Below are 21,045 nucleotides of genomic sequence, written 5' to 3' on the forward strand. Positions count from 1 at the left end.
CTCAGCCCTTCACCGCGCCGATCAGCACGCCCTTGACGAAGTGCCGCTGGATGAACGGGTAGACGGCGACGATCGGCGCGACGGTCAGCACCACGACCGCCATCTTGACCGCCTCGGTCGGCGGCATGGTCACCCCGCTGCTGCCGCCGGAGGTGTGCGGGGCCTGCCCGGCCAGCAGGTAGCTCTGCAGCACCCGCTGGATCGGGTACATGTCGTTGCGGTCGATGAACAGCAGCGCGTCGAACCAGACGTTCCAGTAGCTGACCGCGTAGAACAGGCCGACCACGGCGATGACCGCGCGGGACAGCGGCAGCACGATGCGCGCGAGCGTACGGAAGTCGCTCGCGCCGTCGATGCGGGCGCTGTCCAGCAGCTCCGACGGGATGCCCTGGAAGAACCCGCGCACCACGACCAGGTTGAACACGCTGATCGCCGGTGGCAGGACCAGCGCCCAGATGGTGTCCTTCAGGCCCAGCCCGGTGACCACCAGGTAGCGCGGCACCAGCGGCGGGTAGACCAGGAACGGGATCAGGAAGTACGCCAGCAGCCAGCGGTGCCCCAGCGAGCCCGGCCGGGACAGCCCGTACGCGGCGAGCACGGTGACCGTCAGCGCGATGGCGGTGCCGATCACCGTGACGAGCGTGCTGATCCAGAGGGCCCGGGTGACAGCACCCCCGGCGAAGATCGTCTCGTACGCGGACGTGTCGATGCCCCGGGGCACGACCACCAGGCCGCCGGCCCGCGCGATGGTCTCCCGCGAGGACAGGCTGGTCACCAGGATCACCCAGAGCGGGAACAGCACGCCCGCCACGAGCACTGTGAGCACGACGGCCTTGAGGCCCTGCCCGACCGGGGTGGGCGGTTCCTGCCACACCGGCCGGCGGGATCGGTCGCCGGCGACCCGGCGGATCAGCGTGGTCATGACTTGGAGTAGATCCCTCGTTCGCCGAGCATGTGCGCCACCCGGTTGGCGGCCAGGATCAGCACCAGCCCGATGACGGCCTTGAACAGTCCGGCCGCGGCGCCGTACCCGTAGTTCCCGGTGGCGATGGAGAAGTGGTAGACGAAGGTGTCGAGCACCTCGGCGGCCTGCCGGCCGACGGCGTCGCGTTGCAGCAGGAACTGCTCGAAGCCGACCGAGAGCGCGTCGCCCAGGCGCAGGATGAGCAGCAGCACGATCACCGGGCGCAGGCCGGGCAGCGTGATGTGCCACAGCCGCCGCCACCGGCCGGCGCCGTCGGCGGCGGCGGCCTCGTAGAGGTTCTGGTCGATGGTGGACAGCGCGGCCAGGAAGACGATGGTGCCCCAGCCGACGTCCTTCCACACCGCCTCGACGGTGACGAGCACGATGAACGTGTCCGGGTTGGTCATCACGTTCCACGGCTGCATCCCGGCGTCGCGCATGCTCTGGGCGAGCAGCCCCGCGCCGCCGAGCATCGCCACGAAGAACGTGACCACCAGCACCCAGCTGAAGAAGTGCGGCAGGTAGACGATGGTCTGGATGAGCCCGCGCAGCCGGCTGGACAGCAGGTTGTGCAGCGCGATGGCCAGCAGGATCGGCAGCGGGAAGAAGAAGACGAGCTGGAACGCGGTGATCGCCAGCGTGTTGCGGAACGCGTCCCAGAACGCCGGGTCGGAGAACAGCAGCTGGAACTGGCCGAAGCCGATCCAGTCGCTGTGCGCGAACGCCTGCCACGGGTTGTCGCCGAGGTAGGGGTTGTAGTCCTGGAACGCGATCACGTTGCCGGCGATCGGCAGGTAGCTGAAGACCAGCAGGATTCCGAAGCCGGGCGCCACCATGGCGAGCAGTTGCCAGTCCCGGCGCAGCCGGGTGCGCAGCGGCACCCGGCGGCGGCGGGGAGGTCGGCCGGGCGGTCGGCCGGGCGAGGCCGGGGCGTCCGGCCGGGCCCGCTCGGGCCCGGCCAGGACGGCCGGCTCGCTCATCGGCCCGCCTTGGGCAGCGCGTCGGCGAGCAGCTTCCGGGCCTCTTCGCCGCCGGCGGCCTTCCACTCCTTGACGATGGCGTCCACGTCGCTCAGCGGTCGGCGGCCGCGCAGCACGTCGGTGAACTTGTCCTCGGTGGGCACCTGGTTGGCCTTGTACGCGGCGGGCATCTCCAGCTTCACCCCGGCCCACGGGTTGGGCTCCATGTGCTTGACCATCTCGTTGGAGTACGCGAGCACGTCCGGCACGAAGCGCGGGGTGTCCGGGAACGGCCCGATGGTGGGGTTGCGGCCGCTGATGAAGAAGTACTGGTTGGCGATCTCCTTGAACGCCAGGTCGGTCTTGACCGGCCCGTTCGGCGACGGGTTGTGGTGCTTGCCCGCGACGCCGAAGTCCCGCAGCTGCGCCTCCTGGCTGCCCAGCGGCGCGGAGCACCAGTTGATGATCCGCAGCAGCTCCTGGACCCGGTCCTTGCCGAGGCCCTTCTTGACGAACGTGTAGGAAATCGGCTCGTCGTCGCCCCAGACCAGCGGGTCGCCGCCGGTGGCGGAGAAGATCGGCACCGGCTGGATGTTCAGCTTGGGGTTGGTCTTCTGGTGCTCGGCCTGGGCGCCCTGCCAGAAGCCGACGCCGTCCTGAAGGAACACGATCGCGCCGTTCTTGGCGAACAGCTGCTTGGCGTCCGCGCCCCTGCTGGCCACGATGTCCGGGTGGACCAGGCCGTCCGCGTAGATCTTGGCCATCACCTCCAGCGCGCGGCGGAACTCCGGGGTCTCGTACTTGAACTCGGGGGTGCCGTCGGACTTGACCCGCCATCCGCCCTTGTGACCCGGCACCTTGTGGAACATCTGGATCATGGCGAAGACGTCGTTGAACGCCCACACCTTGCGCGCCGGGTCGGTCACCTGCTTGGCCACGGCGAGCAGGTCGTCCAGGTTCGCCGGCACGGCCAGGCCGCGCGCGTCGAGGATGTCCTTGCGGGTGAACAGCGCCCACGGGAACGGCCCGTCGGTGGGGTTGGGCACGGACATGAGCCGCTCGTTCCAGACCGCGCGCCGCCAGGCCCCGGTGGGGAAGCTCGCCAGCATCGGGTACGCGGCGGCGGCGTCGCCGCTGAGGTGGTCGGTCAGGTCCTCGAAGAGCACCTTGATGGCCTCGGCGAAGCGCGGGATCTTCTCCACCTCCCACCCCGGTACGCAGAGCAGGTCCGGTACGTCGCGCGCGCCGAGCATCGCGTTGAGCTTGTCGGCGTACGTGTTGCCGTCCTGGATGGTGAAGTTGACGGGCGTGCCCAGCTCGGCGTTGACCGCCTGGAGGTAGGCGCTCTGCGCGACGCCGGGCGGCGCCGGGCCCCAGGCGGGGGTCATGGCGGTGACCTGCTTGCCGCTGGTGCCGGGCTTGTCGGTGACGGCGTCGACGAGGCTGGCCGGGTAGCGGGTGTAGCCATCGGGCACCGGCCGGGTGCCGACGATGTCGGGCTTGATGCCGCCGGGCAGGTCCTTGTGGTTGGGCAGCAGGCCGGAGACGGCGTCGAGGTTCTGGGCGGCGCCGGTGCCGGCCGGCTTCTCCGAGCAGCCGGCGAGCAGCGGGCCGGCGGTGGTGGCGGCCACGCCGAGGCCGACCAGGCCGAGGAAGCGACGGCGGGAGGAGCCCGGGTCGGGGTGGTGCGCGGTCATCGGTCCCCCTTCGGGAAGGGATGCGCAGTGGATTAGTTCGTATGGATGGTCAACAAACTAATCACGACCGTGAGCTTGCACAAGGGTGGACCGGGTGGGACGACGGGTCAGGCCGGGCAGCGGTCGGACAACGCGTAGCGGGTGAGCACCACGTCGCCGATCTGGCGTACCTCGACCACCCGGGCCCGACGGCCCGGGTGCCACGGGAAGCGGCCGTCCCCGACGAAGCGCGGCGCCCGACGGTCCCCCACGAAGAACGGGGCGACCACCAGGTGCAGCTCGTCGGCCAGGCCGGCGGTGAGGAACTGGCGGTGCATCGAGCCGCCGCCCTCCACCATCAGGCGCGTCACGCCGCGCCCGGCCAGGTCGGCCACCACCGCCTCCGCGGTGGCCGGATCGCCCGCGTCGACCACCGTGGACACGGCGCCGACCTGCTCACGGGCCTTGTCCACCACTCCGCTCGGGCAGTACACCAGCTTGAGCCCGTCACCCATGGTGAAGAAGCGCGCCCCCGGGTCGAGGTCGCCGCTGCCGGTGACTGTCACTTTCACCGGCGACGGGGGCAGGCCGCGCGCCACCCGCTCGGCGCGCCGCCGCTCGCTGCGCACCAGCAGGCGGGGGTCGTCGCGGCGCACTGTCGCCGCGCCCACCAGGATCGCGTCGCACCCGGCCCGGGTCGCGTCGACCCGGTCCAGGTCGTCGTCGTTCGACAGCAGCAGCCGGTCGGTGGTCGCGTCGTCGATGTAGCCGTCGATCGACATCGCGCAGCTGAGCAGGACGTACGGGCGGGTGGTCACGGCACGAACGGCAGGTCGAGGGCATGGTCGGCGCGGGTCACCTTGGCCGCCAGGTAACCGGCGTTCGCCGGCGACAGGTGCACGCCGGTGGACACCCGGTCGGCCACCGTGACGCCCAGCCGTTCGAGCTGGGCTGCCTTGTCCGGGTTGTTGCTGAGCAGGGCCACCCGGTCCACGCCCAGCGCGCCGAGCATCTGCGCGGCCACCGTGTAGTCACGCTCGTCCGCGCCGCGCCCGAGCGCCAGGTTCGCCTCGTACGTGTCGAGGCCGTCGTCCTGCAGCGCGTACGCGTCGAGCTTGGCGTACAGGCCGATGCCGCGCCCCTCCTGCCGCAGGTAGAGCAGGTAGCCACCGGCCTCGGCGATGCGCTCGACCGCCTCGCGCAGCTGCGGCCCGCAGTCGCAGCGCTGGCTGCCGAACACGTCCCCGGTGAGGCACTCGCTGTGCGGGCGGACCAGCGGCGGGTCGGCGTCGACGTGTTCACCGAGCCCGAACGCCAGGTGCTCGCGCCCGTCGACGAGACCGTGGAAGGTGTGCACGCGCGCGGTCGTCACGTAACCGTCGGGGAACCGTAGCGGGACCGTCACGCGGGTCCGGACCGTCGCGGTGGGCAGGGTTTCGTCCATGGTTCTCCTGTCGTCCGGTCGCCGGGCGGACCCGGCGACGCACACCTCGCTCCCCCACCGTAGGCGGGATCACCGACAGTTGCCGGGCTCCCGCCGGGGCATCCGCCGCGCCAGCAGCACCGCGGCGCCGGGCAGGCTGGCCACCAGCACCAGCGCGCCGTACACCGTGCCGGTCGCCACACCCTGCGCGGCGGTCAGCCCGGCCGAGGCGAACGCCCACGCGGCGACTCCCTCGCGCGGGCCGAACCCGCCCACGTTGAGCGGCACCGCCATGGCCAGCAGGGCGAGCAGCGTCAACGGCAGCAGGCGGGACAGCGGGGCGTCCGTCCCGGCGGTGCGGGCGGCCACCACGAACGTGGCCAGGTGGCCGGCGAACACCACAGTCGAGGCGATCACCACACCGGCCCAGGTCCGGCGGCCCAGCACGCCGGAGCGCACGTCGACGACCACGGTCCGGGCCGCCCGCGCCCAGCGGGACGCCCCGGAGCGGGGCACCGCGCGGGCGGCCAGCGCCAGCGCCAGCGCCAGCACGGCCAGGCCGGCCGCCAGCCACGGCAGGTACCGGCGCACCGGTGACGGGAACGCGGCGAGCAGCGCCACCGCGATGACCACCTGCACCACCTGACCGGCGGTGCGCTCCCAGACCACCGCCCGTACGCCCCGGGCCACGTCCCCGGCGTCGCGGCCGTGCCGGACCGCCCGGTGCACGTCGCCGAGCACGCCACCGGGCAGCGTCGAGTTCAGGAAGATCGCCCGGTAGCAGTGCGCCACCGCGGCGCGCATCGGCAGCCGTACGCCCAGCCCGCCGGCGACAAGCGACCAGCGCCAGGCGCAGCAGACGGTGGTGATCACGCCGATGCCGAGCGCGGCGGCCAGCGCCGGCGCGTCGATCAGGCGCAGCCCGGCCAGGAACGGACCGGTGCCCACTGACGCGACGAGCACGGCGAGCACCGCGAGCCCGAGCAGCGGACGTACCCAGGTCCGGCGCGTCCGGGCCCGGCGCGGCGGCGCGGGCGTGACAGCCGGTACGGGTCCGGCGACGGCGACGGCGACGTGTGACAAACGGTCCTCCCTCGTTCCCACCGGTTGTCACGTGCCAGCAGCCGGTACGGTTCAGCCGGCGAGCAGGTCGGCGTGGTGCAGCACCACGTCGAGCCGGCCGGCGGCGGCCTCGGCGAGCCGCCACTTCTGATACGTCCCGGCGGGCCCGGACAGATGCGGTAGTTCCTCGACCGCTGCGGCGACCCAGCCGGTGAGCCATTCGGCGGCCAGTTCCGCCTGCTCCGGGCCGAGCCGCCACGGGGTGGGGCGCACCACGACCTCGACGCCGTGACGGGAGAACGCGGCCACGGCGGCGTCCACGGCGTCCGGCCCGAGCAGCGCCCGGCCGTCGACGGTGCGCCGCTGGTGGGCGTTGAACGCGGCGGTCAGCTCGGCGTCGAGCGGGTGCGGCGGGGTGAACTCGGCCCGCCCGCTGACGGTGAGCGCGAACAGCGTCGGGTGCCCGGCGCAGGCCGCCGCCATCCGCTCGACCTCCTCGGCGGTGAGCATGTCCAGCAGCGCGGACGCGGTGACCAGGTGCGCGCCGGCCAGGTCGGCGGCGGTCAGCCGGGTGATGTCCGAGTCGAGCGTCGTCACGGTTACCTCGGCCCCGTCGGCGGCGGTGAGCCGCGCCGAGCGGGCCAGCGCCAGCAGGTCCCGGTCGCGTTCGTGCAGCACCCAGCGTTGCGGGCCGGGCAGCCGGGGCGCGAGCCAGCGGGCCATCGAACCGGTGCCGCTGCCCAGGTCGTGCACGACGAGCGGCCGGCCGGCGGGCATCCGGTCGCGGACCGCGTCGGCCAGCTCGGCGCTGCGGGCCGCCGCGTCGGCGGGCTCTCGCAGCCGCAGCCAGTCCGCGAAGCCGGGCGGGAGTGAGGTGGTCATGCCGCGGTCGCCTCCTTCAGCGCCGTCGCCAGCCGGTCCACTGTGACCGGCCAGCCGGTGAGGGTGTCCCGCCGCTGCCGGGCGGCGCGGCGCAGCCGGTCCCGCAGGCCGGGGTCGGTGAGCCAGCGGCGCAGCGCCGCGGCGGTCGCGCCCGGGTCGTCCGGTGGCACCAGCAGGCCGGGCCGCTCGCCGCCGGGCGCGTGCCCGAGCGTGGCCGGCAGGCCGCCGGTGTCGCTGGCCAGCACCGGTACGCCCCGGGCCAGCGCCTCGGTGACCACCATCCCGTACGTCTCCTGTCGCGAGGGCTGAACCAGCAGATCGGCGGCGGCGTAGGTGGCGGCCAGGTCCGGCCCGGTACGGGGGCCGGTGAGCCGGACCCGGGCGCCCAGACCCTCGGCGGCGAGCCGCCCGCGCATCCGGTCGGCGAAGGGCCGGTCCCGCTCCAGCGGTCCCACCCAGTCGCAGGTCCAGTTCAGGTCCGCCACCTCGGCGAGCGCGGCGGCGAGCACGTCGTGGCCCTTGACCGCCGTGACGGCGGCGACGCAGAGCAGCCGCCCACCGCCGGGCGTGCCGGGGGCGACGGGCGCCGGGTCGACGCCGGGTGGGGCGGCCGTCACCAGTTCGGGGCGCAGCCGGTAGCGGTCGAGCAGCCGGCCGCGGGTCCACTCGCTGGTGGCTACCACTGCGGTGGCCGCCGCCAGCGCCCGCGCCTCGGTCTCCCCCTCGATCGGAAGGTGCACGAGGATCACCAGGCGCAGCCGCGCGGCGTGCGGGGCGAGCACGTCCGGCACGGTGGAGGCGACCAGGCCGTCGAGCAGCACCGTCGCGCCGTCGGGGAGCCCGCCGAGCAGTCCGGCCAGGTCGGCGCGCTCGCGTGGCCCGGGGTGCGGCCAGCCGCCGGGCACCTGGTGTTCCCGGACCGTCCAGCCGCGTCCGGCCAGGCCACGACAGACGTGACGGTCGTAGGCGTTGCCGCCGCTGGGGTCCGCCGGGTCGTCGATGTCACCCGGCAGCACCACGTGGACGACGCTCATCCGGTCAGAGCGACCGCTCGTAGCTCGCCCAGGCGATGTGTGACTCGTGCAGGGTGACGGTGATCCCGGTCAGGCCGCGCGCCCCCTCCCCCAGCCGGCCGGCCGTCACCGCGTCGGCGAGCCGGTCGGCCACCGTACGGGCCAGCACCTCGGTGGTGGTGTTCACCCCGGTGAAGGCGGACTCGTCGTCGAGATTGCGGTAGTTCAGCTCGCCGAGCACGGCCTTGAGCTGCTCGGTGGCCAGCCCGATGTCGACCACGATCCCGTCGTCGTCCAGCTCCGGCCGGCGGAACGTGGCGTCGACGACGAACGTCGCGCCGTGCAGCCGCTGGGCCGGGCCGAACACCTCGCCGCGGAAGCTGTGGGCGACCATGATGTGGTCCCGGACGGTCACGCTGAACACGTTCACTCCTCGCCGTAGGTGATGAGATGGCACAGCGCCGGAAGACGGCCCGAGGCGAGCCGGTCCAGCACGTCGGGCAGGTCGTCGAAGCGGGACCGGCCGGTGAGCAGCGCGTCGAACGCCGGGTCGGCGAGCAGGTCCAGGGCCAGGGCGAGCCGGTCGGCGTAGCTGCGGTCGGCGCGCCGGGGCGACACCGTGCCGACCTGGCTGCTGCGGATGCGCAGCCGTCGGGAGTGGAACGCGCCGCCGAGCGCGAGCGTGACCGGCCGGTCGCCGTACCAGCTCAGCTCCAGCACGGTGCCCTCGGGACGCAGCAGCTCCAGACCGCGCTGCAGCCCGTCGGCGGTGGCGCTGGCGTGCACCACCAGGTCGCGACCGCCGGCCGCGTCGGCGGGCGCGGCGAAGTCGGCGCCGAGCGCGGCGGCCACGTCGGCGCGGGCCGGGTCGGCGTCGACCAGCTCGACCCGGACGCCGGGGAAGCGGGCCAGCAGCGCGGTGACCGCGCAGCCGACCATCCCGCCGCCGATCACCGTGACCCGGTCGCCGACCAGCGGCGCGGCGTCCCACAGCGCGTTCACCGCGGTCTCCACGGTGCCGGCCAGCACCGCGCGCTGCGCCGGCACGCCGTCCGGCACGACGGTCACGGCGTCGGCCGGGACCACGTACGCGCTCTGGTGCGGGTAGAGGCAGAAGACGGTACGGCCGAGCAGCCGCTCGTCGCCGGCCTCGACAGTGCCGACGCTGAGGTAGCCGTACTTGACCGGGGCGGGGAAGTCGCCCTCCTGGAACGGCGCGCGCATCGCGGCGTGCTGGTCGGCCGGGACACGGCCGGTGAACACGAGCGTCTCGGTGCCGCGGCTGACGCCGGAGAAGCGGGTACGCACCAGCACCTCACCCGGGCCGGGCGAGGCGACGCGCACCGGCCGGATCTCGCCCTCGCCGGGAGCGCGGAGCCAGAACGCCTGGGCGTCTACCGTCACGAACTCTCCTCTTCCCCGCATTCCGACCGAGTTGTCGATCATAAACACGGAAGCGGGGCGTCAACGGTTCGAACCGCCCGCGACCCGATGCTCAGGCGGCGCGCCGCCGCTGCTCCGTACGCCACGTTTCCGGCTCGGCCCGGTCGGCGTGCCGGTCCCCGGCCAGCTCCATCGCCCGGTGGGCCGCCGTCAGCGCGTCGCACGGCGCGACCTGACCGTCACACAGCAGGCTCTCGCACCGGCCGGACTCGTCGGGCCGGTGCGCGACGGCCACGTCGTACGCGGCCCGCCAGAGCAACGGGTCGGTGACTCCCCGTGGCAGGTCGGCGTCCTGACTGGACCTGTTGCGGATCATGTCGGGCACCGTGTCCCCCTTTGCGTCGTCGCTACCGTCCCAGTGACCGGTTGAGCGCAGATCAAACCTCTCACCTGCGCACATGCCGCGACCAGCGGTGTTTGTCACGCCGGATAGGCGCGCGTCTCCGCTGCCTTGACCGCCGCCCAGACCGGCCGGCCGGGGATCAGCCCGAGGTGGGCCGCGGCGGCGGGCGTGACGTCGGCGGCCACCTCGACCGGGCCGGCCAGCTGCACGCGCAGGTTGTCGCCGTGGCGCTGCACGCCGGTGACGGTGGCCGCCCACACGTTGCGCGGGCTGCCCTCGGGCCGGGACGGGTGCAGCGCCACAGCGGCCGGCGGGTAGGCGACGAACACGTCACCGTGGACGGTGTCGGCGGTGGTGAGTGCCAGCTCACCGACGGTGACCGTGTGCCCGTCGGCGCGGCCGCGGTGCAGGTTCAGGCCGACCAGCCGGGCCACGTAGTCGGTGCGTGGCCGCGCCGTGACGGTGGCGGCGTCACCCTCCTGCACCACCCGGCCGTGCTCCACGATGACCAGCCGGTCGGCGAGCACCAGCGCGTCGAGGGGGTCGTGGGTGACGAGCAGCGTCGCGCCGGGATGCGCGCCGAGGTGGCGCTGGAGTTCGGCGCGGGTGTCCAGCCGGGTCCGCGCGTCGAGCGCGGCCAGGGGCTCGTCGAGCAGCAGCAGGGCCGGGTCGACGGCGAGCGCGCGGGCTAGCGCGACCCGCTGCGCCTGCCCGCCGGAGAGCTGCCGGGGCCGGCGCCGGGCCTGGTCGCCGAGGCCGACCCGGTCCAGCCACTGCTGGGCACGGGCGCGGGCGGCCCGCTTGTCGGCGCCCCGGCGGCGCGGCCCGAACGCCACGTTGTCCAGCGCGCTCAGGTGCGGGAACAGCAGGTAGTCCTGGAACACCACGCCGACCGGCCGCCGTTCCGGCGGCGTCCACATCCGGCGGTCCGGCCGGTCCAGGTCGGCGCCGTCGAGCGTGAGGTGCCCGGCGGTGAGCGGGTGCAGCCCGGCGAGCACCCGCAGCGCGGTGGTCTTGCCCGCGCCGTTGGGGCCGAGCAGCGCCACCACCTCACCGGCGGCGATGCGCAGCCGCACGTCGAGGCTGAAGCCGTCCCGCTCGGCGGCCAGATGCGCGTCCAGCAGCGCGGTCATGTCCTGCCGACCCACTTGTCGCGCAGGGCGGCGAGGATGACCACGGAGACGGTGAGCAGGATCAGGCTCAGCACGATCGCGGCCTGCAGGTCGGTCTCCAGCGCCAGGTAGACAGCCAGCGGCATGGTCTGGGTGCGGCCCGGATAGTTGCCGGCGAACGTGATGGTGGCGCCGAACTCGCCGAGCGCGCGGGCCCAGCAGAGCACCGCCCCGGCCGCCACGCCCGGGGCGACCAGCGGCAGCGTGACCCGGGTGAACGTGGTGAACCGCCCGGCGCCGAGCGTGGCGGCGGCCTCCTCGTACCGGGGGTCGGCGCCGCGCAGCGCCCCCTCGACGGCGATGACCAGGAACGGCATGGCCACGAACGCCTCGGCCAGCACCACCCCGGCGGTGGTGAACGGCAGCGTCACGCCGAACGTCTCGTCCAGCCACGAGCCGATCAGCCCGCGCCGGCCGAAGACCAGCAGCAGCGCCACGCCGCCGACTACCGGCGGCAGCACCAGCGGCACCGTGACCAGCGCCCGGACCAGCCGCCGCCCGGGGAACTCCACGCGGGCCAGCAGCCACGCCAGGGGTACGCCGAGCGCCACGCAGAGCAGCGTGGCGACGGTGGCGGTCACCAGCGACAGCCGCAGCGCGGTGAGCACACCCGGTTCGGTCAGCCGCCCGGGCAGCGTCGTCCAGGGGGCTCGCAGCAGCAGACCGGCCAGAGGCAGGACGAGGAAGGCCAGTCCCAGCCCGGCGGGCACGAGCAGGGCGATCGGCACCCGCTGCCGGCGTACCGTGCGGCTCATGCGCCGGGCGGCGCCTGGAACCCGGCGGCGGTGAGCACGGCGAGCCCGGCGTCGGAGCGGACGAAGTCGACGAAGGCGCGGGCGCCGGCCGGGTTCCCGGCGGCGCGCAGCACCACGATCGGGTAGTCGTTCACCGCGCGCGCGGACTCCGGGAACTCGACGGCGTCGAGCCCGGGAGCGGCGCGGACGTCGGTGCGGTAGACCAGCGCCGCGTCGACCTCGCCGAGGCGCAGCTTGGCCAGCGCGCCCTTGACGTCCTGTTCGAGCGTGGCGGGCGTGAGCCGCACACCCGCGGCGTCCAGCGCGGTGCGCGCGGCGGCGCCGCAGGGCACCTGCTCGGCGCAGAGCGCCACCTTGACGCCGGGGCGGGCCAGGTCGGCCAGGCCGCCGACCCGGGCCGGGTTACCCCGGGGTACGGCCACGACGAGCTGGTTGCGGACCAGCACCGCCGGTTCGCCCGCGGCGTCACCGGCGTCGGTGACCGTCTTCATGGTGGCCGGGGACGCGGCGGCGAACACGTCGGCGGGCGCGCCCTGGGTGATCTGGGTGGCGAGCCCGGAGCTGCCGCCGAAGTTGAACCGGACGGTGCGGCCCGGGTGCGCGGCCTCGTAGTCCTTGCCGAGCCGGGTGAACGACTCGGTGAGCGAGGCGGCGGCGAACACCGTCACCGGGCCGGCGCCGTCGGGCCCGGCCGGGGCGTCCGCGCCGCCGCAGCCGGTCAGGCCGAGCGCCGCCACCAGCGCGCCGGCGAGGGCGGCACGGATCCACCGTACGGTCACGGGCTGGTCCTTCCCCTGGGGGTGGCACGCTCGACCACGACGGTGGTCGACTTGATCACGGCGACGGCGACGGCGCCGACCTGGAGGTCGAGGTCGTCGACGGCCTCGCGGCTCATCAGCGACACCACCCGGAACGGCCCGGCCTGGATGTCCACCTGGGCCATCACGGTGTCCTTGACCACGGCGGTGACGATGCCGCGCAGCCGGTTGCGGGCCGAGGACAGCTCGGGGTGGCCGGGGGCGCGGACGAACGCTGCGACGTCGGCGCCGTCGAGCACCCGGTGACCGTGCTCGTCGCGGGTGGCCGGCAGCTTGCCGGCGTCGATCCAGCGGCGGACCGTGTCCGCGCTGACCCCGAGCAGTTCGGCTGCCTCACCGATCCGGAACACCGTCACGCGCTCACCCTAGCGGCCCGCAGGTGCGGGCTGGAAGGGGCATGGTGGCTCGCATCCGCGAACCTCAAGGCGGCTCGGGAACCGGAACTGCGGGTCAGTCGGCCGGGGTGATCCGGACCCGGCGCAGCAGTTGGGCGTTGAGCGCCACCACGATGGTGGAGGCGGACATCAGCACCGCGCCCAGCGCCGGGCTGAGCGCGACCCCGGCCCAGGCGAGGACACCGGCGGCCAGCGGGATCGCGACCACGTTGTAGCCGGCCGCCCAGGCCAGGTTCTGCCGCATCTTCCGGTACGACGCGCGGGACAGCCGGATCACGCCGCCGACGCCGCGCGGGTCGGAGCCGGCCAGCACCACCCCGGCGGACTCGATCGCCACGTCGGTGCCGGCGCCGATGGCCAGCCCGACGTCGGCGCGCGCGAGCGCCGGGGCGTCGTTCACGCCGTCGCCGACCATGGCCACCGTCAGTCCCCGACCGCGCAGCTCGGCCACCGCCTTGTCCTTGTCGGCCGGGAGCACCTCGGCGAAGACCTCGTCGACGCCGGGCCGGAACCCGAGGTCGGCGGCGACCGCCTCGGCCACCGGGCGCGCGTCGCCGGTGATCATCACGATCTTGCGTACGCCGAGGTCGCGCAGCTCGGCCACGGCGGCCCGCGCCTCCGGGCGGACCTGGTCCTCCAGCCCGAACGCGGCGGTCACCTCCGGCTGCCCGCCCTCGGGCAGCCGGACCAGGTGCAGCACCGCGGCGCCCCGGCCCGACCACTCCTGCGCGGCCCGGGCCAGGTCGTCCGGCACCGGGGCGTCGAGTTCGCGCAGCAGGGCCGGTCCGCCGACCGCCCAGTCCACGCCGTCCACGGTGGCGCGCACGCCCCGGCCGGTCAGCGCCCGGAAGCCGCGCGCGACCGGACGCGCCGGGCCGGGCTCGGCGTCGGACCCGGTCGGAGACGTCGGCCCGGGAGACGTCGGCCCGGGAGACGTCGGCCGCACGTCGGCGGCGGCGACGAGCGCACGGGCCAGCGGGTGCTCGCTGTCGGCCTCGACCGCGCCGGCCACGGCCAGGGCGGCGGCGGAGTCCATCCCGCCGGTGGCGGCCACGCCGGTCACCGTGTGCCGGCCGGTGGTGAGCGTGCCGGTCTTGTCGAACAGGACGGTGTCGACGGTGCGCATCCGCTCCAGCGCGAGCCGGTCCTTGACCAGGATGCCGGCGCGCGCCGACAGCGCTGTGGACAGCGCCACCACCAGCGGGATCGCCAGGCCGAGCGCGTGCGGGCAGGCGATCACCAGCACCGTCACGGTGCGTACCACCGCCTGGTCGGGGTCGCCGAGCAGCGCCCACACCGCGAACGTCGCCAGGCCGGCGAACGCCGCCAGGTAGAACAGCAGCGCGGCGAACCGGTCGGCGAGCACCTGCGCGCGCCCGCCGGAGGCCTGCGCCTCGGCGACGAGCCGCCCGATGCCGGCCAGCGCGGTGTCCGCGCCGACCGCGTCGACGCGTACCCGGAGGGTGGAGTCGGTGGCCACGGTGCCGGCGACCACCCGGTCCCCGGCGGCGCGGGCCACCGGCCGCGACTCCCCCGTGATCATCGACTCGTCCAGTTCGGCGGCGCCCTCGACGATCCGGCCGTCGGCCGGCACCCGTCCGCCGGGGCGCACCAGCACCAGGTCGCCCACCCGCAGCTCGCCGACCGGCACCGGATGCGGCCGCCCGGCGTCGTCCAGGCGCTCGGCGTCGTCGGGCAGCAGCGCCGCGAGGGCGCCGAGCGCGCCGCGTGCCTGCCCGACCGCCCGCATCTCCTGCCAGTGGCCGAGCAGCATGATGGTGACCAGCGCGGCCAGCTCCCACCAGAAGTCCAGGTCGAACAGGCCGATGCTGGTGGCGGCCGAGGCGAGGTACGCGACGACTATCGCCATCGAGATCAGCAGCATCATGCCGGGGCTGCGTTCGCGCAGCTCACGCAGGCCGCCGGTGAGGAACGGCCAGCCGCCGTAGAGGAAGACCACGGTGCCGAGCACCGGGCCGACCCAGCGCACGCCGGGAAGGTCGATCGAGTAGCCGAACCAGTCCATCACCATGTGACTGGTGGCGACGATCGGCAGGGTCAGCGCCAGGCTCAGCCAGAATCGGCGGCGGAACTGCTCCGGGTCGTGCCCGGCGTGCGCGCCGCCGTGGTCGCTGTGGTGGCCGGGTCCGTGCTCCATCGCACCACCATACCCCCTGGGGGTACCTGCCCACATCGGCTCGGTGAAATGACCCGGGCGACAACGGAGGTCACTGGTCGTAGACCGTCACCGGGATGCCGCGGTCGGACAACGCCCGCCGGATCAACGGCTCGATCCGCTGCCACGAGCCACCGGCCAGCCCGCAGCCGATGCGCGGCATGTGCACCGAGGCGCCCAGCTCCTCGGCGTGCTCGGCCACGGCCGTCAGGCAACGCTCCACCGCGTCGTACCGGATCGGCGGCCCAGAGCTGCCCCGGCGCATCCCGCGCTGGCCGACCATGTTGGCCACCCACAAATCCGGCGCGACCCGAACCAGCCGGACGGCGCCCAGCCCGAAGTCGTTGCCGGCCCGGTGCCGGTGCCACTCCCGGTAGTCGCGTTCCGGCTCCGGCCAACGCCGCGAGACGGCGAGGACGAAGCCCTTCCCCCAGCCGCCCAGATCGTTGCAGACATGCGCGACGATCTTGGGGCCCTTCGCCTGCGGGCTCGTCGCGTCGCCGCGCACGATCCGGAACTCCGCCATGTCCGGCATGCTGCCGCAGGGGTACGACGTTCAGCGCTGGGGGCGGGCGCCGACGCTCGGCCGGTCCGCCGGAGGGCGGCCCTGCCAGGGCCACCGGCCGTCCAGCTCCACCTCGAGGGAGAAGCTGAGGAACGTACGGACCAGCACGATCAGCGCCAGCACGCCGACGCTGGTGAACGTGGGCGACACCGCGACGGTCCGGATGATGTCACCGCCGACCAGGAACTCCAGGCCGAGCAGGATGGCCCGGCCGACCCCCTGCCGGTACGCGCGGTAGTGCGCCACCACCTGCCGGGTCCGGGCGCAGCGCACCGCGAACACGACTGTGGCGACCGCGACGCCGACCGCGATCACCAGCACCCCGGCCAGGTCCAGCAGCGCCCCGACGTGCTGGACGATCTCCTTCGTCGGCACCCGGCACCCCCGCACCAGCCTGGCGTACGGCCGGTCGCGGGGGCGGCGTTTCCGCGCTCCCGCCACCCGGAGGGCGGGTGCGCGGAGGCGTGCTCAGTCCTGGGCCTGCCAGCGGTAGAAGACGGTGGCCAGGGAGTCCTGCGGGCCCTGCCACTTGTCCGGCCGGTACGGCTCGATGTACGGGCCGAGGTCCTGCATCACCTTGCCGAAGGCGGGCTTGTCGCCGTGCCGGTCGCGGGTGGCCTCGGCCGCCGACGTCTCCTGTTCCAGCAGGTGCACGTAGACGTCGTCGATCGAGTAGAGCCAGCGGCCGGTGACCCCGAGGTCGGCCGGGAGCGACCCGGCGTCGGACTCGGCGAAGACCCGTGCCACGTCCGGCTCGGCGCCGGGCTTGATCCGCCCGACGATGACGGTGAGCGTGGTGTCGGCGGGCGGCTCGCCCTCGGGCGCCCAGTGGTAGAACTCCTTCGCCACCGAGTCCGACGGGTTCTTCCAGTAGCGCGGGTACGGGGTCACGTACGGGCCGATCTCCTCGGCGATCTTCTGGAAGGCGGGCAGCCCGCGCGTCTGCCCGGAGATCCGCGGGTCCTGCTCCCGCTCGATCACGTGCAGGTAGAGGTCGTGGTGGGACAGCAGGTACCGGCCGATGACGCCCAGGTCCTGCGGCCGGGTGGCCTGGTCGTAGTGGCCGAACACGTCGCCGACGATCTGCTCGCTGCCGGGGACCATGTGACAGACGATCACGTTGCGGAAGACCATGACTGCTCCTTGATGATTGCGACGGGGGCGGCGGCGCGAGGCGGCGCCGTCAGGCGGTGAAGGTGACAGGCAGTTCCAGCAGGCCGCGGAACGGCGAGGCGGCGGGGAGCCGGCGCACCTGCGCGAGCGGCACGCCCAGGCGCAGTCCGGGCAGCCGGCGCAGCAGCGCGCCGAGCGCGAGTTCGGCCTCCATCCGGGCCAGCGAGACGCCCAGGCAGTAGTGGACGCCGTGCCCGAACCCGAGGTGCGGGCCCCGGACGCGGCGCAAGTCCAGCCGGTCCGGGTCGGCGAAGTGCGCCGGGTCGTGGTTGGCCGCGTTGATCGCGACTCCGACGATCGCGCCGCGTGGGATGCGTACGCCCTGGTAGTCGACGTCCTCGGTGGCGATGCGCGGGCTGGCCACGGGCAGCGGCCCGTCGAACCGGAGCAGTTCCTCGATCGCGGCCGGCAGCAGGCGCGGCGTGGCGCGCAGCAGTTCCATCTGCTCGGGGTGGGTGAGCAGCGCCAGCACCGCGTTGCCGAGGAAGTCGGCGGTGGTCTGGTGCCCGGCGAACAGCAGCAGGAACGTGGTGGTGACCAGCTCCGCCTCGGACAGCGTCCCGTCCTGGTCGACCGCCCGGATCAACGCGGCGATGATGTCGTCGGCCGGGTCGTCGCGTTTGGCCCGGACCAGCCCGGCCAGGTAGTGGTGCAGCCGCAACTGGGCCTCCTGCACCGCGGCCCGTTCCTGCGCCGGCGGCCGGCTGGTGGAGCCGGAGGTGCGGATGACCTGGGTCCAGTCGAGCACCCGGTCGTGGTCGGCCGGCGGCACGCCGAGCAGTTCGCAGATGACAGTCATCGGCAGCGGGATGGCGAACTCGTGCATCAGGTCCGCCTCGCCGTGCGGCGCCATCTTGTCGATCAACTGGTCGACGATCGACGCCACCCGGGGGCGCAGCGCCTCGATCCGCCGCGGCGCGAACGCCTGCGACACCACGCGACGCAGCCGGGTGTGCTCCGGCGGGTCGGAGTTGAGCATGTTGCGGTTCAGGCCCTCGGAGTTCGGGCCGAAGATCTTCAGGTAGTGCTGGTCCGGGCCGTACAGGTCCTTGGACAGGCGCGGGTCGGTCAGCGCGGTGCGCGCGTCGTCGAAGCGGGTGATCAGCCAGGAGTCGAAGCGCGGCGAGCCGACCGGGCAGACCGGCCGCTCGGCGCGCAGCCGCGCCAGCGCGGGGTACGGGTCGGCCGCGAACGAGTCGGTGTACAGCTCGCTCGCCGGCATCACGTCGTCGGTCATCGCCCCTCCCCCGGCTCGCCGGCCACGCTGTGCAGCACCTGGTAGGTGTGCCGGTCGGCGGACTCGCGCAGCTCCCGGATGACGCGCAGCAGCCGGTCGCGCTGCTCGCTGCGGCCGAACGCGTCCAGCCGCTCGCGGTCGGCCCAGTCGCTGATGACCAGGTAGCTGCGCGGGTCGTCGGCGTCACGGACCAGGTCCTGGTGCAGGCAGCCGTCCAGGGTGCGGATCTGTTCGGCGGCGCTGAGCCATTCGGCCTCGAAGCGCTCCGCGCACCCCTCCCGGGTCCGCATCGCCAGCACGGTCCGGACCCGGCTCACCGCGCGCTCCCGAACACCAGGTGCAGGTGCTTGCGCAGCGCGTCCGGGTCGACCGGCGCGCCCCGGAAGCCGACGTGCCCGTCCGGGCGGATCAGGTACAGGCCGGTGCCGTCCAGCCCGTACCCGGCGCGGAAGCGCCGTTCGGCGTCGCGCACCACCGGCGGGTCCAGCAGTCGCGGTTCGTCGGCGTCCGGGTCGAGCAGCAGGTACGCGTCGAGTTCCCCGCCGGCGAGCCGCCGCGCGTCGGCGCACAGGCCGGTGAACGCGGCGAGTTCCTCCGCGCCGGCCGTGCGGTCGGCGTAGAGCAGCAGCGTGTGCCGGGTGCCCCGGGTCAGGTCACGCAGCCGCAGCGGGTGGCCGACGCCGCGGCGGCGCAGCCCGTCGACGTCGGGCGCGATGTCGCCGGGGCGGGGCGCGTCGCCGAGCGCGGCCGGGTCGGCGACGGTCTCCCCGACCAGCGGGCTGCCGGCGTAACTGAGCAGCATGGACATCTCCTGGAGGAACTGCCGTTCCAGGTCGGCGCGGTCCACCTCCTCGGTGCCGGCCATCCGTACCGCCCGGCCGACGATCTCCTCGCCCTCCGGCCGCCGCTCGGTCTCGTAGCTGTCCAGCAGTCCGGGCGCGGCGAGCCCGCGTACCGCGAGCGCGAGTTTCCAGGCCAGGTTCCAGGCGTCCTGGATGCCCGTGTTCATGCCCTGGCCGCCGGCCGGGGGGTGCAGGTGGGCGGCGTCCCCGGCGACGAAGATCCGGCCGTCGCGGTAGCGGTCGACGATGCCGTGGCTGATCCGGAACACCGACGACCAGCGCAGGTTGCTCGCCCGGGTGCCGGGTGGCGCGAGGCGGTCCAGCGCGGCCTGCACGTCTTCGATGGTGGGCTCGTCGAGTTCCTCGCTGAACCCGGGCGGGGCGTCGCGTCCGCCGGTCTGGGCGAAGAACCGGGGCGGGGCGAGGGTGGCGATGCGGTAGCGGTGCTCGCCGCGCAGCGGTACGCAGACGAGCATGCCGTCCATCTGCCCGTCGGTCATGTGCAGGAACCGCAGCAGGTGCCCGTCCGGCATGTCCCAGTTCACGTCGACGTCGACCAGCATGAACAGTTGCGGGAACCGGCCGAGCCCGCCGGTGAAGGTGAGCCCGAGCCGCTCCCGGACGCGGCTGTGCGCGCCGTCGGCGCCGACGACGTACCGGGCGCGTACCGTCTCGGTGCCGCCGTCGGCGGTGCGGACGGTGGCGGTCACGCCGTCGGCGTCCTGGGTGAGGTCGGCGAGTTCGGCGCCGCGCCGCGGGCGCACCCCGAGGGCGGCGAGCCGGTCGGTGAGGATGCGCTCGGTCTCGTACTGCGGCAGGCCGAGGTGGGCGTACGGCAGGCCGGGCAGCTCCCAGCTCATCCGGTGGGTCTGCGCGCCGTTGACGAACACCATGTTGCCGGTGAGCCAGATGCCGGCGTCCATGGCCTCCCGGACGACGCCCTGCTCCTCCCAGATCTCCATGGTGCGGCAGTGCACGCCGATCGCCTTGTCGGCGTGGCCGGGCGGGGTGGCCTGCTTGTCGATCACCAGGCAGTCGATGCCCCGCCGGGCCAGTTCGACGGCGGCGGTCAGCCCGGTGGGCCCCGCCCCGACGACGAGTACGTCTGTTGTCCTGTGCACGTCGGCCTCCCAGCCCGTGGTGGGGTGACTGCTGCCGTCCGCGTCGGGCACGACGTGGAACAGGCGGCGCCGGATGTCGAGAAGGAACGGTGCGATCGGTCCGGCCTGCGCGGAGGCGTGGGCCGGGTCGCTGATCCAGGCGAGGAACGGCGCGGCGCCGTCCCACTCGGCGAAGATGTGGTGGATGTCCGAGCCGGGTTCGCGCAGCAGCTGCTCGCGGCGGTAGCCGGGTATCGCGGTCATCCGCCGTACCACCTCGGGGTAGCCCCGGTGGAACTCGGCGAGGCGGTCGCGCGGCACGGTCAGCTCGACGTCCACGTAGACCGGGCCCTCGCCGTCCCCGGTCTCGCGCAGCAGCGGGTAGCCGGGGCCGTCGGCCGGCTCGGTCAGCGGCTGGAGCAGGCCGGCCAGGCGGGCCGCCACCGGCCCGCGCCGGTACGCGCTCAGCGCCGCCTCGTCGGCCCATTCGGTGACGACGACGAAGCCGCGCGGGTCGAGGGCGTCGCGCAGCAGCTCGTGCCGCAGGTTGCCGGCCAGCGCGCCGAGCTGTCCCGCCACGGTTTCGAACGCGGGCCCGACGGCGGGCTCGCACCCGGGGCGCGCGCGCAGCCGGAGCATCGTCCTGATCATGCAGCCCCCTCGAACCGTGCCGTCGTCGTGCCGCGACCCTGCCGCAGCCCGCGTCACCACCTCGTCACCGTCGACCCGCCGGAGGTCCGGCCCCGGTGACGCCGCCGGGACGGCGCGCACGACGGTCGGGAGCGTGCTGATGCCGTGCGACCGGCGCAGCCGGCAGACGGATTCCCCACCTGTCTCACTCTGCGTCGACCTCACCGAGCGTGAGAGCGTCGGGGTCGGGCAGGCAGGCCTTTCGGCCGCCTTTGCTCTGCAGCCATTGGCGCATCACTGCACTGACCTGCGGCCCGGACGGTCAGCCCGATTTCGGCAAGATCCCGAACGAGCACTGTCAGTGATCGATGCGTACGCGGCTGCAGAGCAAAGGCGGCCATGTGCGCACGCCCCGCC

General features: G+C 74.2%; 22 protein-coding genes. All 22 read right to left on the reverse strand.

All coding sequences use genetic code 11. From position 1 onward, the window contains the following. Position 1: 1 nt before the first annotated feature. The 22 genes from PVK74_RS08250 to PVK74_RS08355 all read right to left on the reverse strand — a co-directional run bounded on the left by PVK74_RS08250 (position 2) and on the right by PVK74_RS08355 (position 20,637). Positions 2-922: a carbohydrate ABC transporter permease gene (locus tag PVK74_RS08250; protein ID WP_043323451.1), complete on the reverse strand. Its 921-nt coding sequence runs from the start codon at positions 920-922 to the stop codon at positions 2-4. Beyond that, on the reverse strand, positions 919-1,944 hold the full coding sequence (locus PVK74_RS08255; protein WP_064445683.1) for an ABC transporter permease: 1,026 nt from the start codon (positions 1,942-1,944) through the stop codon (positions 919-921). Before PVK74_RS08255 ends, PVK74_RS08250 begins: the two co-directional genes overlap by 4 nt. Then, positions 1,941-3,620, reverse strand: coding sequence for an extracellular solute-binding protein (locus PVK74_RS08260; protein ID WP_274478721.1), 1,680 nt, complete (start codon positions 3,618-3,620; stop codon positions 1,941-1,943). Before PVK74_RS08260 ends, PVK74_RS08255 begins: the two co-directional genes overlap by 4 nt. Before the next feature lie 107 nt (positions 3,621-3,727). Then, the gene (locus tag PVK74_RS08265; RefSeq protein ID WP_043323447.1) at positions 3,728-4,417 is read right to left on the reverse strand and encodes a RibD family protein; all 690 of its coding nucleotides are present in this window, start codon (positions 4,415-4,417) and stop codon (positions 3,728-3,730) included. Further along, entirely contained in the window at positions 4,414-5,043 is a 630-nt protein-coding gene (locus PVK74_RS08270) for a GTP cyclohydrolase II (protein WP_030499246.1), read from the reverse strand. The genes PVK74_RS08265 and PVK74_RS08270 overlap by 4 nt, the downstream gene beginning before the upstream one ends. A gap of 69 nt (positions 5,044-5,112) precedes the next feature. Beyond that, positions 5,113-6,009, reverse strand: coding sequence for a lysylphosphatidylglycerol synthase transmembrane domain-containing protein (locus PVK74_RS08275; RefSeq protein ID WP_233514685.1), 897 nt, complete (start codon positions 6,007-6,009; stop codon positions 5,113-5,115). Positions 6,010-6,156: 147 nt separating this feature from the next. Further along, the gene (locus tag PVK74_RS08280) at positions 6,157-6,966 is read right to left on the reverse strand and encodes a small ribosomal subunit Rsm22 family protein (RefSeq protein WP_064445681.1); all 810 of its coding nucleotides are present in this window, start codon (positions 6,964-6,966) and stop codon (positions 6,157-6,159) included. Beyond that, a complete protein-coding gene (locus tag PVK74_RS08285) occupies positions 6,963-8,000 on the reverse strand; it encodes a glycosyltransferase family 4 protein (RefSeq protein WP_274478722.1) in 1,038 nt (345 codons plus the stop codon). Before PVK74_RS08285 ends, PVK74_RS08280 begins: the two co-directional genes overlap by 4 nt. A gap of 4 nt (positions 8,001-8,004) precedes the next feature. After that, positions 8,005-8,403: a 6-pyruvoyl trahydropterin synthase family protein gene (locus PVK74_RS08290; protein ID WP_043323437.1), complete on the reverse strand. Its 399-nt coding sequence runs from the start codon at positions 8,401-8,403 to the stop codon at positions 8,005-8,007. 2 nt (positions 8,404-8,405) lie between these two features. Next, positions 8,406-9,425 (reverse strand): zinc-dependent alcohol dehydrogenase, encoded by a 1,020-nt coding sequence (locus tag PVK74_RS08295; protein WP_369830112.1) that lies wholly within the window; start codon positions 9,423-9,425, stop codon positions 8,406-8,408. A gap of 49 nt (positions 9,426-9,474) precedes the next feature. Beyond that, the gene (locus tag PVK74_RS08300; RefSeq protein ID WP_205796395.1) at positions 9,475-9,738 is read right to left on the reverse strand and encodes a hypothetical protein; all 264 of its coding nucleotides are present in this window, start codon (positions 9,736-9,738) and stop codon (positions 9,475-9,477) included. A 104-nt stretch (positions 9,739-9,842) separates the two neighbouring features. Continuing rightward, positions 9,843-10,898, reverse strand: a complete 1,056-nt coding sequence (locus PVK74_RS08305; protein WP_043330044.1) for an ABC transporter ATP-binding protein — start codon at positions 10,896-10,898, stop codon at positions 9,843-9,845. Beyond that, positions 10,895-11,692, reverse strand: coding sequence for an ABC transporter permease (locus tag PVK74_RS08310; RefSeq protein WP_274478723.1), 798 nt, complete (start codon positions 11,690-11,692; stop codon positions 10,895-10,897). The genes PVK74_RS08305 and PVK74_RS08310 overlap by 4 nt, the downstream gene beginning before the upstream one ends. After that, positions 11,689-12,471 carry a molybdate ABC transporter substrate-binding protein gene (gene modA, locus PVK74_RS08315; RefSeq protein ID WP_166455975.1) on the reverse strand — a complete coding sequence of 261 codons (783 nt, stop codon included), beginning with the start codon at positions 12,469-12,471 and terminating at the stop codon, positions 11,689-11,691. The genes PVK74_RS08310 and modA overlap by 4 nt, the downstream gene beginning before the upstream one ends. Continuing rightward, the gene (locus tag PVK74_RS08320; protein WP_043323433.1) at positions 12,468-12,866 is read right to left on the reverse strand and encodes a TOBE domain-containing protein; all 399 of its coding nucleotides are present in this window, start codon (positions 12,864-12,866) and stop codon (positions 12,468-12,470) included. Before PVK74_RS08320 ends, modA begins: the two co-directional genes overlap by 4 nt. Before the next feature lie 94 nt (positions 12,867-12,960). Then, on the reverse strand, positions 12,961-15,063 hold the full coding sequence (locus PVK74_RS08325; protein WP_274478724.1) for a heavy metal translocating P-type ATPase: 2,103 nt from the start codon (positions 15,061-15,063) through the stop codon (positions 12,961-12,963). A gap of 70 nt (positions 15,064-15,133) precedes the next feature. Beyond that, on the reverse strand, positions 15,134-15,607 hold the full coding sequence (locus PVK74_RS08330; RefSeq protein ID WP_274478725.1) for a macro domain-containing protein: 474 nt from the start codon (positions 15,605-15,607) through the stop codon (positions 15,134-15,136). A gap of 30 nt (positions 15,608-15,637) precedes the next feature. Beyond that, complete coding sequence (locus PVK74_RS08335; protein ID WP_113972909.1) at positions 15,638-16,021, reverse strand: DUF1622 domain-containing protein; 384 nt, start codon at positions 16,019-16,021, stop codon at positions 15,638-15,640. Between the two features lie 93 nt (positions 16,022-16,114). After that, positions 16,115-16,780 (reverse strand): TcmI family type II polyketide cyclase, encoded by a 666-nt coding sequence (locus tag PVK74_RS08340; RefSeq protein WP_274478726.1) that lies wholly within the window; start codon positions 16,778-16,780, stop codon positions 16,115-16,117. A 49-nt stretch (positions 16,781-16,829) separates the two neighbouring features. After that, entirely contained in the window at positions 16,830-18,056 is a 1,227-nt protein-coding gene (locus PVK74_RS08345) for a cytochrome P450 family protein (RefSeq protein WP_043323426.1), read from the reverse strand. Further along, the gene (locus tag PVK74_RS08350; protein ID WP_043323424.1) at positions 18,053-18,373 is read right to left on the reverse strand and encodes a putative quinol monooxygenase; all 321 of its coding nucleotides are present in this window, start codon (positions 18,371-18,373) and stop codon (positions 18,053-18,055) included. Before PVK74_RS08350 ends, PVK74_RS08345 begins: the two co-directional genes overlap by 4 nt. Then, positions 18,370-20,637: an FAD-dependent oxidoreductase gene (locus tag PVK74_RS08355; protein ID WP_274478727.1), complete on the reverse strand. Its 2,268-nt coding sequence runs from the start codon at positions 20,635-20,637 to the stop codon at positions 18,370-18,372. Before PVK74_RS08355 ends, PVK74_RS08350 begins: the two co-directional genes overlap by 4 nt. Positions 20,638-21,045 lie beyond the last annotated feature (408 nt).

The sequence above is a fragment of the Micromonospora chalcea genome, assembly GCF_028768405.1.
Lineage (GTDB): Bacteria > Actinomycetota > Actinomycetes > Mycobacteriales > Micromonosporaceae > Micromonospora > Micromonospora chalcea.